The sequence below is a fragment of the Curtobacterium oceanosedimentum genome (assembly GCF_020297365.1).
Lineage (GTDB): Bacteria > Actinomycetota > Actinomycetes > Actinomycetales > Microbacteriaceae > Curtobacterium.
On record NZ_JAIXIG010000035.1, the window covers coordinates 1 to 13798 of the forward strand.

Consider the following 13798-nt stretch of genomic DNA (forward strand, 5'->3'; position numbering starts at 1 on the left):
TGGGGTGGTGGGGACCGGCCGCGCCGTCACGCGGATCAGGTGCGCGACGCCGCGACCGGCCGTTCGGGGGCCCGTCAGGCGGGCTGCTCGCCGGCCGTGGCGGGCTGGGTGCCGGGCGCCGTGGGCTGCTCGCCGGCCGTCGCGGGCTGGGCGCCGGTCCCGGCGGGCTGGGCAGCGGCCGCCGTGGGCGCGTCGGCCGTGGGTGCCGACTCGGTGCGGCTCACGCCCACGCCCCGCACCAGGCCGGTCTTGCCGGCGATCACGTAGAGCACGAACGCGATGACCACGGAGTTGATCGAGGGGATGCCGACGGCCACGAAGTACCCGATCAGCGAGGCGACCGCCCAGATCACCAGGGTGGCCGGCACCCAGGTCGGCGAGGTCGCGGGGATGTTCTCGGCGCCGCTCAGCTCACGCCGCCACCGCTTCACCACGAAGTACTCGGCGACCATGATCCCGGCGATCGGCGGGAAGACGACCCCGAGCACCGTGAGGAACGGGGCGAGTGCGCCGAGGAACCCGACCGCGGCGAGCACCGACCCGACGACACCCATCACGAGCGTGACCAGGCCGCGGTTCACCTGCTTGCCGAACACCGCGTCGATGAAGTTCGTCACGCCCAGGCTCGAGCTGTAGATGTTCCAGTCGTTGATCTTGAACGTCCCGAGCAGGATCACCAGGATGCCGACCCAGCCGACGCTCGACGTGATCACGCGGGTGATGTCCGCGGAGCCGACGGCGTGTGCGAGCAGGACGCCCGCCAGGCCGATCACGTACTCACCGAGCGTCACGCCGAGCAGGGTCTGCTTCACGACGTCGCCGGTGGTGCGGTTGAAGCGCGTCATGTCGGGCGTGATGACCGCACCGACGATGAACCCGCCGGCGACGAGCGTGGTGCCCGCGACGAAGCTGAGCTCCGGGCCGGCCGGGGCCCGCGCGGCGAGCTCGGCGATCGAGTGCTGGCTCAGCTCGACCACCACCGCCCAGCCCACCAGGACGAGGAACAGCGGCACGGTCACGTTCGCCAGCCACTGCATCGAGTTGAACCCGCGCAGGACGATCGCCGTGACGAGCAGCCCGAACACGAGCGACCAGGCCCATGCGGGCAGGATCGGCAGGATCGCGACGAGCCCGGCTGCCGAGACGCCCGACTGGATGCCGAACCAGCCGATCAGGCTCAGGCCGATCGCCAGGCCCACCAGCGCCGACCCGGCCTTGCCGAACCCGGTCCAGCGGGCGATGACCGACGTGTTCAGCCCCTCGCGCACGCCGATGACACCGACGAGCACCGAGACGATCTCGAGGATGACGGCACCGAGCGTGATCGCCCAGAAGGCCTCCCAGAAGCCCATGCCGAAGCCGAGCGTCGCGCCGAGCAGGAACTGCGACAGGGCCGAGATCTGTCCGAATCGCTGCACGGCGACCTGGAACCAGCCGTAGCGGGCGGACATCGGGACACGGCTGAGCGAGTAGTCGTCGACGACGACCGACTCGCCGCGCGGGCTTCGTGGTGCTGACACTGCGGTCTCGCTGGCCATGGGGGCTCCTCGGGGAAGGATTCGGCGTGGGGGCCGATCGGATTGGGAGCCACGGTAGGACCCTGCCGTCGCGGCGTACATGTGCAGAACGTCGTTACGGGCACGTGAATCCGGGCACAGTGCACCGGCCGAGTCGCTCGCACGTCGGCGAACGCCCGCCCGTTAGGCTTCCGAGGTGCGTCTCGTCATCGCCCGTTGCTCCGTCGACTACGCGGGCCGGCTCTCCGCCCACCTGCCGCTCGCGACCCGCCTGCTCATGCTCAAGGCGGACGGCTCGCTGCTCGTGCACTCCGACGGCGGCAGCTACAAGCCGCTGAACTGGATGAGCCCGCCGTGCTCGATCGAGATCAGCGAACCCGACGACGAGCAGTCGAGCGCCGGCATCACGCAGGTGTGGACGGTCACGCAGAAGAAGACGCAGGACAAGCTCATCGTGTCCCTGCACGAGGTCGTCGCCGACGAGTCCCACGACCTGGGCGTCGACCCGGGCCTGGTGAAGGACGGGGTCGAGGCGCACCTGCAGCAGCTGCTCGCGGAGCAGATCGAGCTGCTCGGGGACGGCCACACCCTGGTGCGCCGCGAGTACATGACCGCCATCGGCCCGGTCGACATCCTGGCGCGTGACGACGCGGGAGCGAGCGTCGCGGTCGAGATGAAGCGGAACGCCGGCATCGACGCGGTCGAGCAGCTCACCCGGTACCTCGAGCTCATGAACCGCGACCCGCACCTGCGTCCGGTGCAGGGCGTGCTCGCCGCGCAGACGGTCGCGCCGCAGGCGCGCACGCTCGCCGAGGACCGCGGCATCCGCGTCCTCGTGCTCGACTACGACGCGATGCGCGGCATCGAGGGCGGGCACACCCGCCTGTTCTGACCGGCGCCGGACCGTCCGGTCCCCCGGCCTGGAGGCGCGGCGTGCGCCCGCCCCGTCACCGCCGCAACCCGGGTGGTCGCCCGCCACCGCCCGGCTAGGGTGGGCAGGACATGACCAGCCCGTTCTCCGCCATCCTGTTCGACCTCGACGGCACCATCAGCGACTCCGCTCCGGGCATCCTCGAGAGCCTCACCCACACCTTCCGCACCGTCGGCGTGCCGGTGCCCGACCACGACACCCTGATGTCGTTCGTGGGCCCGCCGATCATGGACACGTTCCGGATCGCGATGGGCATGGACGACGAGCTCGCCGACCGCACCCTCGCCGTCTACCGCGAGCACTACTTCTCGCACGGCGCCCTCGACTCGGCGATGTTCCCCGACATCGACGTCGTGCTGCGCACCCTGCACCAGGCCGGCCTGCCGATCTCCACGGCGACGAGCAAGCCGGAGACCCCCGCGACCTACATCCTCGAGCACTACGGCCTGACCGGGGACATCGACATCATCACCGGCGCGAGCGACGACGAGGTCCGGTCGAGCAAGGCCGACGTCGTCGAGGAGGCACTGCGCCGGCTCGAGGCGCGGGGTTTCGACATCAGCCGGCCGGTGCTCATCGGCGACCGGGAGCACGACGTCCAGGGCGCGACCGTGCACGGCGTCCCGGTCGTCTTCGCCGAGTGGGGCTACGGCGCTCCGCACGAGGCCGAGGGCACCATCGCCCGGGCCGCGACCCCGCTCGACCTGCTGCCGATCCTGCTGCCGTCCTCGCCGCCGTCCGCATGAGCGGCGAGGTCGCCCGGCAGGGGCTCCGCGGCGCCGCTTGGCTGCTGCCGGCCGCCATCGTCCTCATCGCGCTGAACTTCCGCGGCCCGATCGTCGCGACCGCCCCGGTCATCGGCGACGTCCGCGCCGACCTCGGGCTGACCGCGACGATCGCCGGCCTGCTCACGACGATCCCGGTGCTGTGCTTCGCGCTGGCGACGCCGTTCGCCAGCTGGGTCATCGCGAAGGCCGACCCCGAGCGGGCGGTGTCACTGTCGCTCGTCATCGTGCTCGTCGGCACCGTCGTCCGGTCCGTCCCGAGCTCGGCCGCGCTGCTCATCGGCACCGCGGTCATCGGCATCGGCATCACGATCGGCAACGTGGTGATCCCGGTCGTGATCCGGCGTGACACCTCGCCGGAGCGCGTCGGCCTGGTCACCGGGGTCTACACGTCGGCGCTCAACGTCGGGTCGATGATCACGTCGCTCGGCACCGCTCCCCTGGCCGCGCTGTGGGGTTGGCCGGTCGCCATCGCGATCTGGGCGCTCTTCGCCCTGATCGCCGCGGCGGCCTGGACCTACGCGGTCGGCGGTCGCGCGGCCTGGCGACGCCCGCTGCCGACGGCGCAGGACGAACCCCTGCCCGTGACCGGTCCGATCGACCAGGTGCTCGACACCGGCGCGATCCGCACCGCACGGGCCGCCGAGGCCGCACGCGTCGCCGCTGCCGAACCGATCCGGCCCGCGCGACGGCTCATCACCTGGGGCCTGACGCTGGCGTTCGGCGGCCAGGCGTTCTCGTACTACGCCCTCACCGCCTGGATCCCGACCCTGCTGCACGACGAGATCGGCTTCTCGAAGGCGTCGTCGGGCGCGAGCTCGTCGGTGTTCCAGATCCTCGCCGTGGTCGGGGCGCTCGGGGTCCCGCTGCTCGCGACGCGGTGGCGGCCCCGCGCGATCATCGCCCTGGTCGGGTTCCTCTGGCTCGCGATGCCGCTCGGCCTGCTGTTCGCGCCGCAGCTCTGGTTGCTGTGGTCGGTGCTGGGCGGGGCTGCACAGGGCGGCGGCATCACCGTGATCTTCATCGTGATCGTCCGCATCGTGTCGAGCGACGCCGACGCCCGGCGGATGTCCGCCTTCGTGCAGGGCGGTGGGTACCTGTTGGGCTCGGCCGGACCCCTCGTCGCGGGTGCGCTGCACGGAGCGACGGGCACCTGGACCGCACCGCTGCTCGTCGTGCTCGTCTCGGTGCTGACCCTCGGCGTCGCGGGGACGATCGCCGCACGCCGGGTCGCCTGAGCTCACCTGCGCCACGCTTCGTGAGCAGGAATGGTCGAGTGGTCGCGCGCAACCCGACCATTCCTGCTCACGAAGTGCGCACGCGACCGCGACGCACTCCCGCGGTCAGCGCGCCTCCAGGACCTCGCGCAGGGACATCGGCGCCCGCCCCGTGATCCGCTCGACGTCGCCCGACACCTGCGCGAGTGCCCCCTCGGCGATCGCCGTGTAGGTGCTCACCCACGCGTCGGCCTGCCACGGCTCCGGGTCCCACTGCGCCCGTGACGCGTACGCCTCGTCGAGCGTCTCCGGGTGGTAGCTGACGCTGCGGCCGCGCACCTCGGACACGATCGCGGCCGCCTGGGCGAGGGTGATCGCCTCCGGCCCGGTCAGGTCGTACGTCTGGTCACGGTGCGCGTCCGGGTCGTGCAGCACCGCGGTCGCGACCCGCGCCACGTCGGCCCGGGCCACCGCGGCCATGGCGCCGTCGCCGGCCGGCCCGCGGATCACGCCGTCCTCGCCCACCAGGTCCTCGACGAAGTCCAGGTAGAAGCTGTCGCGCAGGAACGTGAACGCCATCCCGCTCTCGCGGATCGCCTGCTCGGTCGCCCAGTGGTCGCGCCCCAGCGTGAAGGTCGCGTCCGGCGCCGCGCCGAGGAACGACGTGTAGACGACGTGCCGCACGCCGGCCTCGGCGGCGGCCCGGACGAACGTGCGGTGCTGGTCGAGGCGGTCCTCGGCCTCGGCGCCGGACACCATGAGCAGGACCTCGACCCCGTCGAGCGCCGCCCGGCTCGCCTCGGCGTCGGCGTAGGTCGCGACGGCGACGTCCGTGCCCGGCAGCTGCGGGGCGCGCGACGCGTCACGCACGAGCATCCGGAACGGCACGCCGTCCGCGGCGAGCGCGGCGCTGACTGCGCCGCCGATGTTGCCGGTCGCTCCGGTGATGGCGATGGTCATGGTCGCTCCTCGTGTGGTGTCGGCTCGGTGGTGCGGTCACTTCGGTCGTCGGTCACGTCCACACCGTCCTGGAGGCCCGGATCACCGTGGGCGCGACCCTCGCGGCGTTCACGCCGTCCACCTCCACCGCCCAGGTGCGGGCCGCGTCGTGGTCGCGGCCGTGCCGCACGTGCCGGCCGACCAGGCGGTCGAGGCGCACGTCGTCGTCGACGGCGCAGAACCAGGTCTCGGTGAACAGTCCGGCGAGCGCCGACCACGGTGCGGCGTCGTCGAGCAGGTAGTTCCCCTCGGACACCACCAACCGGGTCGCACGCGGCACCGCGATGCTGCCCGCGACGGGCTCGTCGACGCGTCGGTCGAAGTCCGGCGCCCACACGACGTCCTCGTCGGCGGCGACCAGCCTGCGCACGAGCGCGACGTAGCCGTCGGCGTCGAAGGTGTCGGCCGCGCCCTTGCGATCGTGCCGGCCGAGGGCGTCGAGCGCCGCGTTCGACAGGTGGAACCCGTCCATCGGGACCTGCACGGCCGTGCCCACGCCGAGGCGGTCGTCCACGGCGGCCACGACGCGCTGCGCGAGCGTGGACTTGCCCGCACCCGGCGCCCCGGCGATGCCGAGCACCGCGCGGCTGCCGGAACGAGCCAGTTCGACGGCACGCTCGACGGCCTGGTCGACGGTGGTGCCCGGGTCGCTCACGGCCCCATCCTCGCAGAGCGCACCGACGTCGCGGGGCGGTGGTTCACTTGCCGCATGGTCGATGCGACGAAGGCGTTCAGTGGGTTCTCGGTGCGCGACGTGCCCGAGGCGACGGCGTTCTACCGGGACGTCCTGGGGGTCGAGGTCACCGAGGACCACGGCATGCTCTTCCTGCAGCTCGGCGGTGGCCACCGGGTGCTCGTCTACCCGAAGGGTCCCGCCCACGAACCGGCGACCTTCACGGTGCTGAACTTCCCGGTGCCGGACGTCGACGCCGCGGTCGACGAGCTCACCGCGGAGGGCATCACGTTCCTGCAGTACGAGGGGATGACCGACGACCGGGGTGTGAACCGGACGGGCGGGCCGCTCATCGCCTGGTTCACCGACCCGTCGGGCAACGTCCTCAGTGTCGTCGAGGAGTGACGACGTCCTGAGCCCACGCCGCCGAGGGGCTACCGGTCGATCCGGGCGAGCCAGTCGCGCACCAGGGCGGCCCGTCATCGGCCGCAGTTCTTCTCTGCCCTGTGCTTCGATACCCCGATGAAGCTCCACGTCGAGGTGCAGGGCCAGGGGGAACGCACGGCGCTGCTCCTGCACGGGATGACCGGGTCACGGGAGAGTTGGTGGCGAGTCGTCCCGCTGCTGGTCGCGAGTGGCCACCGCGTCCTCGCGATCGATCTCCCCGGTCACGGGAGGTCTCCGCGCGATGACACCATGACGGTGGATCGCGCTGCGCGCTCGATCGCGGAGTCCACTGCCGACGAGTGCGGGCCGATGCCAGACCTCGTCATGGGCCATTCGTACGGTGGCTTGCTGCTCGCTGCGGCTGTGGACGCCGGGGTGCTCACGCCGAAGCTGTCGGTGTACATCGACACTCCCTTCACCACACGTGGCGGCTGGGACCGGGCCGAACTGACCGCCGCGTACGAGCAGGACAGGCGCTCCCGGACGGTCGACGGACTCCGAGCATCCCGGCCGTTCTACAGCGACCAGGACTGTGTCGTCGAGGCGCGTGCAGCCGAGTGCTTCGACCCCGCCACTGCGGCCGCGCAAGCGACGGGTCCAGGAGTCTCCTTCCAGCCGGAGCCCGGATCGATCATCCTCCGAGCGGAGCCGAGCTCGTACGTCGACGACGAGACGGCGGCACTGCACAGCGGCCGTGGCGTGATCGTCCGTGACGTCCCCGGCGCAGCGCACTCCGTCTGGTACAGCCACTTCGACGAGTTCGTCGCCGCCCTCCCCGAGGTGTTCACGTGACGATCGCCTCTCGAGGGCTGGTGCGACCCCCGCTACGGAAGTGGTCGCCGTCGGATCCAGACCGAGACCGACACGTGAGCCAGTCCGGCCGCGGCGAGGCAGACCATCGTCCACCCGACCATGCCGTGCCCCGTCGCGATGAGGACGACCCCGAGGGCGCTGGCGAGTGCGACCAGCAGTGCGCCGAGCACGAGCATGACCAGGCTGATGACAGGGCTGGCGTTCTGGGTGAGCTGCGCGTCACGTACCCAGGTCGGGTTCCGGACACGCCACAGCAGGAGCGCGACGGTCCCGACGACGAGCACGATGCCCGCCGCGAGGAGGACCGCTTCAGCCACGACGGGGTGACGCGGTCATCGGGACAGGGCACCCGCCCAGCCCAGGGCGATGGGGACGAGCAGCCCGTGCCGGTACTGCGGGAGGTCGGCGATCGGGATCCATCGCGCCTCGTCCGTCGAACCGTCGAGCTCGTCGCGCAGGGCACCCCCGACGACGGTCGCCCGGAACACCACCTGCACGGCCTTCATCGGCCGGCCGTTCCGGTGGATGCGGCGCTCGGCGGGCACGGTGTGGTGGCGGACCCCGAGCAGGGCGCCGACCTCGGCCTCGTAGCCGGTCTCTTCACGGACCTCGCGCGCGACGGCCTGCTCGACCGTCTCGTCGAACTCGACCCCGCCGCCCGGCAGCGTCCACGTGCCCGCGTCGGGGTGGCGCAGCCGTGCCAGGAGCACCCGGGACCCGTCCGTGATCACGCCGTAGGCGGCGAGACGGGTGTCGTAGTCGGTGTACTCCATGGGCCGACCATGCCAGGTGGGTGGGCCGACGACGGCGAGCCGCGCCGTGCCTCCAGACCGTGCACCGGGCCGCGCGCGGTCGTCGGGTTCAGACCGCGACGCGAGCCGCCGCCCAGCCGGCGCGCATCCGCGAGACCGCGCGGTCGTAACCGGCCAGGGGGTCGCCGTCGTCGCGGATGACGGACTGCAACTGCAGGCCCTCGTACAGTGCGAGCAGCTGCTCGGCGGCGTGCCGGGGGGACGCGCCCCGCGGCTCGCGACCGGCGACGACGTCGCGCGCGAGCGCGATGGTGACGTCCTCGAACGTCCGTGCGTACTGGGTGCGGAACCAGCCGGTGGCGGCGTGGTCCGGGTTCGACGTCGCGCTGAGCACGGCCACGCGCAGGCGGACCAGTGCCGGGTCCTCGACACCGGCGACGAGTCGGGCGCGCAGGTACGCGACCGCGCCCTCGTGCTCGGCGATCGGCCAGAGCGCCCGGCGGCTGCCGTCGACCCAGCGGTCCATGACGGCGACGACCAGGAGCGCCCAGACCGGGTACACCCGCTGGAGCTCGGCGACCGGGACCCCGGCGTGCGCGGCGACGTCGTCGGGTCCGACCCGGTGGAAGTCCCCGACGCGGTAGGCGCTGATCGCCCCCGCCACGATCTGGGCGCGGAGGGCGGCGTCGGTCGTGGGCATGGAGACGATTGTGCGGGGACGGTGGGTGCCCCGCGACCGCCAGTTCAGGGGGCGCGGACACCCGGGTCGCGGTCGAAGGTCAGGGTCTCGTCGTCGGGCGCGGTGACCTCGCCGGTGCGGGCGAACCCGGCCCAGACGGCGCGGAAGGCCCGACCGCGACGCTCGACCTCGGGCCAGTCGCGTTCCGGCACGAAGCGGGTGCCGGCCCACGCCTGCCGCCCACCGAGCAGCAGCGGCAGGTCGCTCATGTGCACGGCACCGGTCGGCTTCGTGGTCACGCCCCGGACGAGTCGGTACGACGTGGCTCGTCCGCCCGCACGGCGGTGTCGTGCGGTGAACCGGCGGACGTCGCGCCCGTAGATCACGTCGGACAGCGGTCGGACGAGCCACCACCGGAGGGCCGGTCGGAGCACGCGCGACCGAGCGATCCTGCGGAGTCCGGGGATGAGCGGCACGTACATGCCCGTCTCGTCGGTCGCCGACCCGATCAGGACGTCGACGTCCGGCGCGACCGCACTCCACGCAGCGTCGAGGTCGCGTTCCGCCGGCAGCGGCGCGAAGCCGTACTGCGTGCCGAAGGGCATGCCCCCGGCCAGGCCGTAGGGGGCGGCCGCACGGGTACCGGCCTGCTGTCGCTCGAGCAGGTCGTCGAGCGGGGTGTCGGCGTGCACGGCGCCCACGGCACGGACCATCGCGCGGTTCATCCGCGCCCGACGGCGGGAGAGCCCGAGCGGCGCGCTCTGGATGATCACCCGGCGGAACAGTCCGCGAGCGCCCGCGCTGATCATCAGGTGGGCGGCGGCGTCGCCCCCGGCGGACTGTCCGAACACCGTCACCAGGTCGGGGTCGCCGCCGAACGCCGCGATGTTCGCCCGGACCCAGCGCAGCGACTCGACCAGGTCGAGGAGCCCGAGGTTCGCCGGGATCGTCCTGCCGTCGCCGAGGAACCCGAGCACGCCGAGCCGGAACGTCACCGAGACCACGATGACGCGCTGCTCGGTCACCAGGTCGCGGGCGTCGTAGATCGGCAGGTCGCCGCCGCCGATCACGTAGGAGCCGCCGTGGATCCACACCATCACGGGCAGGCGCTCGTCGGGCGCGAGGTCGGCAGGCAGGGTGATCGACAGCCGCTGGCAGTGCTCGTCGACCTCGATCCCCTCGACGGGGTCGAGCAGTGCGTCGACGAACTGGGCCTGCGGCTGCGGGGCGACCGGCGACGGGGTCGTGGCGTGCAGTTCGTCCGCAGAGGGCGGCATCGGCTCGGGCGGCGCGAAGCGCTCGGCTCGCGCGTAGGGCACGCCGAGCACCCGCACCACGTCACCGTCGACCGTCCCGACGATGCGTCCGGCGGGGGTGTCGAAAGGGGCGGGTGTCGCGTCGAGCATGCCGTCCACGCTATCCGGGGCCCCTGACGGACGGGAGGCCCGTGGCGGGGTCGCCACGGGCCTCCCGTCCGTCGTCCAGTTGCTCTGCGCGACGGGTGCTACCGCACCCGCTTGATCGGGATGACGACGAGCGCGCCGAGCAGTGCGACCGCGCCCGCGGCCCAGCACATCAGGGCGTAGTTGTCGGCGTGGTCCGAACCGATCTTCAGGAAGAACAGGGCGATCGCCGGCGCGAGCGACTGCGGCAGCGCGTTCGCGATGTTGATGACCCCGAGGTCCTTGCCGGGCCGGTCGGCGTTCGGCAGGACGTCGACCACCAGAGCGGTGTCGATCGCGGAGTAGATGCCGTACGCGAAGCCCATGATGATCTCGGCGACGTAGAAGCCGGTGACCGTCTCGGCGTGGGCGAGCACGACGAGCCCGACCGCGAACATCGCCGTCGACCCGCCGACGAAGATCTTGCGGCGGCCGATCTTATCGGACAGCCAGCCGGACAGGGCGGCGCTCACCAGGAGCGCGATCGTGTACAGCAGGACGCCGAAGGCGACGGCGGCCGTGGCGTCCTGCGCCTTCTCGATCCCGATGTGCTCCTGCATGTAGAGCAGTCGGTACGTCGTGAACATGAACGTCGCCAGGATGATGAGGAAGCGCGACCACCAGGCGAACGCGAAGTCCGGGTTCTTGACCGGGTTCGTCCAGAACGACGAGATGAGGTTCAGGAACGTGAACTTCTTGAGCTGGTACGTCGGCAGTTCGTCCCGCGCGACGACGGCGTAGACCGCGACCAGGATGATCGCCAGGATGCCCGGCGCGATGAACAGCACGGGCAGGTTCGCGACGAAGAACACCGACAGGTAGGTGCCGGCGAGCACGGCGATGTTCTGCGCGAGCGCGATGATGCTGGATGACCGGCCGCGCTGCAGCTGGGGCACGTTGTCGGCGAAGCTCGCGAGCAGGGTGGCGAGCGTGGCGTTCGCGGCGAGCTGGGCGAGCAGCCAGGCCAGCGTCAGGTTGAGGACGTCCGGTGCGTAGGCGATCCAGGCGAGGGCGATCGCGAAGACGACGACACCGCTGAGCAGCCACGGGCGACGACGGCCCCAGCGCGTGCGGGTGCGGTCGGACAGGGCACCCGCCAGGGGGTTCATGATGAGCGCACCGAAGGCACCGATCGGCAGGACCGAGCCGATGACGTCCGCCGCGTCGTCGCCGACCAGGGCCTGCGCCTTGAGCTGCATGCTCACGTAGACGGGGGCCATGAGCGCGACGAAGAGGCCGAACTGTCCGAGGAACAGCGCGATCTGGTAGCCGATGCCCACCTTGACCGTGCTGACGGGCTGGGTGATGCCCTCTTCCGGGTTGAGCAGTGCCGGGCTGCCGGGTTCGGGTGTGCTCATGACGCCTCCTTGAGTCGATGAAAACCTTGCTCGGCAAGGTTTTTCCGACGCGAGCATACAACGACACGTGTCGTGTGCAACTCCGGCGCGGTCGAAAAACTACACACCGGGTGGTTTTTGGGGTAGCGTCGTGATCGATCTCGCCGTGGAGCATCGCTCCTCGACGGACTGCGACACCTGCGTGTCGTGACACCCAGACAGGACCGAAGGAGCCCAGGCAATGCCCACCACCTCTGTGCAGCTGTACTCGCTGCGCGACGCCATCGCAGAAGACCTCGACAAGGCCATCGCCCGGGTCGCCGAGATCGGGTACACCAACGTCGAGCCCTACGCCTTCGTCGAGCGCGCCGCCGACCTCGAGCGCGCCTTCGCCGCCACCGGCCTGCAGGCACCGTCCGGCCACGTCGCCGTCATCGACGCCGAGGACACCGCGCCGATCTGGGACGCCGCCGAGCGCCTCGGCATCCGCACCGTCATCGACCCCTTCATCCCGACCGACCGCTGGCAGACCGCCGACGACGTCGCGAAGATCGCCGAGCGCGTCAACGTCCTCACCGCCGAGGCGACCGCCCGCGGCCTGCAGTTCGGGTACCACAACCACCAGTGGGAGTTCACGAACAAGGTCGACGGCCGCACCGTCTACGACCTGTTCGTGTCGCAGATCTCCGCGGAGACCGTCCTCGAGGTCGACACCTTCTGGGCGACCGTCGGTGGCGCCGACGCCCCCGCCGTGCTGCGCGGCCTCGGCGACCGCGTCGTCGCGATCCACGTCAAGGACGGCAAGGTCGATGGCGACATCCGCACCGCGCTGCCCTCGTCCGAGAGCGCCCTCATCGTGCCCGAGGCGCTGCAGCGCGCCTTCGAGAACCAGACCCCGGCCGGCCAGGGCGACGTCGACGTGGCGGGCATCCTCGCCGCCGCGCCGCAGGCGATCCGCGTCGTCGAGTTCGACGCGTACTCCGGCGACGTCTTCGAGGGCATCACCGAGTCCCTCGCCTGGCTCGAGGACAACGACAAGTGAGCCGCGTCGGAGTCGGCGTCATCGGCGCCGGGAACATCTCGGACCAGTACCTGACCAACCTCACGCAGTTCGCCGACGTCGAGGTCCTGATGGTCGCCGACCTCATCCTCGAGCGCGCGGCGGCCCAGGCCGAGAAGTACGGCGTGCCCGCGTCCGGCACGGTCGAGGAGCTCCTGGCCCGCGACGACATCTCGATCGTCGTGAACATCACGATCCCGGCCGAGCACGCCAAGGTCGGCCAGCAGATCATCGCCGCCGGCAAGCACACCTGGAGCGAGAAGCCCGTCGCGACCACCGCCGAGGACGCCCAGGCGCTCCTCGACGCCGCGTCGGCAGCCGGGGTCCGCTACGCCACGGCGCCGGACACCGTGCTCGGCGCCGGCATCCAGACCGCCATCCGCGCCATCGCCCGCGGTGACATCGGCACGCCGCTCACCGCGACGACGATGTTCCACGTGCCCGGCCCGGACCAGTGGCACCCGGACCCCGAGTTCCTGTACGCACAGGGCGCCGGTCCGCTGTTCGACATCGGCCCGTACTACGTCACGACCCTGCTCCACGCGTTCGGTTCCGCCTCGCGCGTGCAGGCCGCGTCGTCGAAGTCGCGCGAGACCCGCGTGATCGGCTCGGGTCCCCGCGCCGGCACCGAGTTCCCCGTCGAGGTGCCCACGCACCACGCCGCGCTCATCTCGTTCGCCGACGGCCAGTCCGCGCAGACGACGCTGTCGTTCCAGCACGCACTGCCCCGCAACGGCTTCGTCGAGATCAACGGCTCGGAGGGCACGATCGTGCTGCCCGACCCGAACGTCTTCGACGGCGACAGCACGCTGTGGACGCTCGGCAAGGACGAGCCGACGACGCTCGAGCACAAGGGCTCGACGTGGGGCCGCGGGACGGGCGTGGTCGAGATGGCCCGCGCCATCGCCGAGGGCCGGCCGGAGCGCGCTTCCGGTGCCGTCGCGTCGCACGCGCTGGACGTCATGCTCGGCATCCGTGACGCCGCCGAGTCCGGTCAGGCCGTCGAGATCGCGTCGCGCATCACGAAGCCCGAGCCGCTGCCCGAGGACTTCGACCCGTCGGCGGCCGTGCTGACGGCGTAGCGGTACCGCGCACCACCCGGTGTGCAGCGGAGGTCGGGGCCCGTCCGGGTCCCGACCTCCGTGC

Annotated in this window: 15 protein-coding genes; 7 read left to right on the forward strand and 8 right to left on the reverse strand. The window is 71.8% G+C overall.

The window, feature by feature from the left end:
- Positions 1-74: 74 nt before the first annotated feature.
- On the reverse strand, positions 75-1538 hold the full coding sequence (locus LEL83_RS14145; RefSeq protein ID WP_225559290.1) for a purine-cytosine permease family protein: 1464 nt from the start codon (positions 1536-1538) through the stop codon (positions 75-77).
- Between the two features lie 175 nt (positions 1539-1713).
- On the opposite strand from LEL83_RS14145, the gene nucS reads away from it, so the two are divergent.
- The 3 genes from nucS (at position 1714) to LEL83_RS14160 (ending at position 4471) form a co-directional block, all read left to right on the forward strand.
- The gene (nucS, locus tag LEL83_RS14150; protein ID WP_225559291.1) at positions 1714-2409 is read left to right on the forward strand and encodes an endonuclease NucS; all 696 of its coding nucleotides are present in this window, start codon (positions 1714-1716) and stop codon (positions 2407-2409) included.
- Positions 2410-2519: 110 nt separating this feature from the next.
- Positions 2520-3194 (forward strand): HAD hydrolase-like protein, encoded by a 675-nt coding sequence (locus tag LEL83_RS14155; protein ID WP_225559292.1) that lies wholly within the window; start codon positions 2520-2522, stop codon positions 3192-3194.
- The gene (locus LEL83_RS14160) at positions 3191-4471 is read left to right on the forward strand and encodes an MFS transporter (protein ID WP_225559293.1); all 1281 of its coding nucleotides are present in this window, start codon (positions 3191-3193) and stop codon (positions 4469-4471) included. Before LEL83_RS14155 ends, LEL83_RS14160 begins: the two co-directional genes overlap by 4 nt.
- 105 nt (positions 4472-4576) lie before the next feature.
- On the opposite strand, the gene LEL83_RS14165 is transcribed toward LEL83_RS14160, so the two are convergent.
- Both LEL83_RS14165 and LEL83_RS14170 read right to left on the reverse strand, forming a co-directional pair.
- Positions 4577-5410, reverse strand: a complete 834-nt coding sequence (locus tag LEL83_RS14165; protein ID WP_225559294.1) for an SDR family oxidoreductase — start codon at positions 5408-5410, stop codon at positions 4577-4579.
- A 52-nt stretch (positions 5411-5462) separates the two neighbouring features.
- Positions 5463-6104, reverse strand: coding sequence for a nucleoside/nucleotide kinase family protein (locus LEL83_RS14170; RefSeq protein ID WP_225559295.1), 642 nt, complete (start codon positions 6102-6104; stop codon positions 5463-5465).
- A 54-nt stretch (positions 6105-6158) separates the two neighbouring features.
- On the opposite strand from LEL83_RS14170, the gene LEL83_RS14175 reads away from it, so the two are divergent.
- Together LEL83_RS14175 and LEL83_RS14180 are read left to right on the forward strand one after the other, a co-directional pair.
- A complete protein-coding gene (locus LEL83_RS14175) occupies positions 6159-6527 on the forward strand; it encodes a VOC family protein (protein WP_225559296.1) in 369 nt (122 codons plus the stop codon).
- A 117-nt stretch (positions 6528-6644) separates the two neighbouring features.
- Complete coding sequence (locus tag LEL83_RS14180) at positions 6645-7361, forward strand: alpha/beta fold hydrolase (protein WP_225559297.1); 717 nt, start codon at positions 6645-6647, stop codon at positions 7359-7361.
- A gap of 32 nt (positions 7362-7393) precedes the next feature.
- Here the strand turns inward: LEL83_RS14180 and LEL83_RS14185 are convergent, their stop codons facing one another.
- The 5 genes from LEL83_RS14185 to LEL83_RS14205 all read right to left on the reverse strand — a co-directional run bounded on the left by LEL83_RS14185 (position 7394) and on the right by LEL83_RS14205 (position 11613).
- Positions 7394-7699, reverse strand: coding sequence for a hypothetical protein (locus LEL83_RS14185; protein WP_225559298.1), 306 nt, complete (start codon positions 7697-7699; stop codon positions 7394-7396).
- A 15-nt stretch (positions 7700-7714) separates the two neighbouring features.
- Positions 7715-8155 carry an NUDIX hydrolase gene (locus tag LEL83_RS14190; RefSeq protein WP_198657225.1) on the reverse strand — a complete coding sequence of 147 codons (441 nt, stop codon included), beginning with the start codon at positions 8153-8155 and terminating at the stop codon, positions 7715-7717.
- Positions 8156-8243: 88 nt separating this feature from the next.
- The gene (locus tag LEL83_RS14195; RefSeq protein WP_198657224.1) at positions 8244-8834 is read right to left on the reverse strand and encodes a TetR/AcrR family transcriptional regulator; all 591 of its coding nucleotides are present in this window, start codon (positions 8832-8834) and stop codon (positions 8244-8246) included.
- A 44-nt stretch (positions 8835-8878) separates the two neighbouring features.
- Entirely contained in the window at positions 8879-10219 is a 1341-nt protein-coding gene (locus tag LEL83_RS14200; RefSeq protein ID WP_225559299.1) for a carboxylesterase family protein, read from the reverse strand.
- A gap of 98 nt (positions 10220-10317) precedes the next feature.
- Complete coding sequence (locus LEL83_RS14205) at positions 10318-11613, reverse strand: MFS transporter (protein ID WP_198657222.1); 1296 nt, start codon at positions 11611-11613, stop codon at positions 10318-10320.
- Between the two features lie 220 nt (positions 11614-11833).
- On the opposite strand from LEL83_RS14205, the gene LEL83_RS14210 reads away from it, so the two are divergent.
- The gene (locus tag LEL83_RS14210; RefSeq protein WP_198657221.1) at positions 11834-12634 is read left to right on the forward strand and encodes a sugar phosphate isomerase/epimerase family protein; all 801 of its coding nucleotides are present in this window, start codon (positions 11834-11836) and stop codon (positions 12632-12634) included.
- Positions 12631-13734 (forward strand): Gfo/Idh/MocA family protein, encoded by a 1104-nt coding sequence (locus tag LEL83_RS14215; protein WP_198657220.1) that lies wholly within the window; start codon positions 12631-12633, stop codon positions 13732-13734. Before LEL83_RS14210 ends, LEL83_RS14215 begins: the two co-directional genes overlap by 4 nt.
- Positions 13735-13798 lie beyond the last annotated feature (64 nt).

What these genes read in the sequence shown, in the direction of transcription:
- LEL83_RS14175 (WP_225559296.1), top strand. Translation starts at nt 6,159, where the DNA reads ATGGTCGATGCGACGAAGGCGTTCAGTGGGTTCTCGGTGCGCGACGTG.
- LEL83_RS14195 (WP_198657224.1), bottom strand. Translation starts at nt 8,834, where the DNA reads ATGCCCACGACCGACGCCGCCCTCCGCGCCCAGATCGTGGCGGGGGCG.
- LEL83_RS14190 (WP_198657225.1), bottom strand. Translation starts at nt 8,155, where the DNA reads ATGGAGTACACCGACTACGACACCCGTCTCGCCGCCTACGGCGTGATC.
- LEL83_RS14165 (WP_225559294.1), bottom strand. Translation starts at nt 5,410, where the DNA reads ATGACCATCGCCATCACCGGAGCGACCGGCAACATCGGCGGCGCAGTC.
- LEL83_RS14180 (WP_225559297.1), top strand. Translation starts at nt 6,645, where the DNA reads ATGAAGCTCCACGTCGAGGTGCAGGGCCAGGGGGAACGCACGGCGCTG.
- LEL83_RS14155 (WP_225559292.1), top strand. Translation starts at nt 2,520, where the DNA reads ATGACCAGCCCGTTCTCCGCCATCCTGTTCGACCTCGACGGCACCATC.
- LEL83_RS14145 (WP_225559290.1), bottom strand. Translation starts at nt 1,538, where the DNA reads ATGGCCAGCGAGACCGCAGTGTCAGCACCACGAAGCCCGCGCGGCGAG.
- LEL83_RS14210 (WP_198657221.1), top strand. Translation starts at nt 11,834, where the DNA reads ATGCCCACCACCTCTGTGCAGCTGTACTCGCTGCGCGACGCCATCGCA.
- LEL83_RS14200 (WP_225559299.1), bottom strand. Translation starts at nt 10,219, where the DNA reads ATGCTCGACGCGACACCCGCCCCTTTCGACACCCCCGCCGGACGCATC.
- LEL83_RS14205 (WP_198657222.1), bottom strand. Translation starts at nt 11,613, where the DNA reads ATGAGCACACCCGAACCCGGCAGCCCGGCACTGCTCAACCCGGAAGAG.
- LEL83_RS14160 (WP_225559293.1), top strand. Translation starts at nt 3,191, where the DNA reads ATGAGCGGCGAGGTCGCCCGGCAGGGGCTCCGCGGCGCCGCTTGGCTG.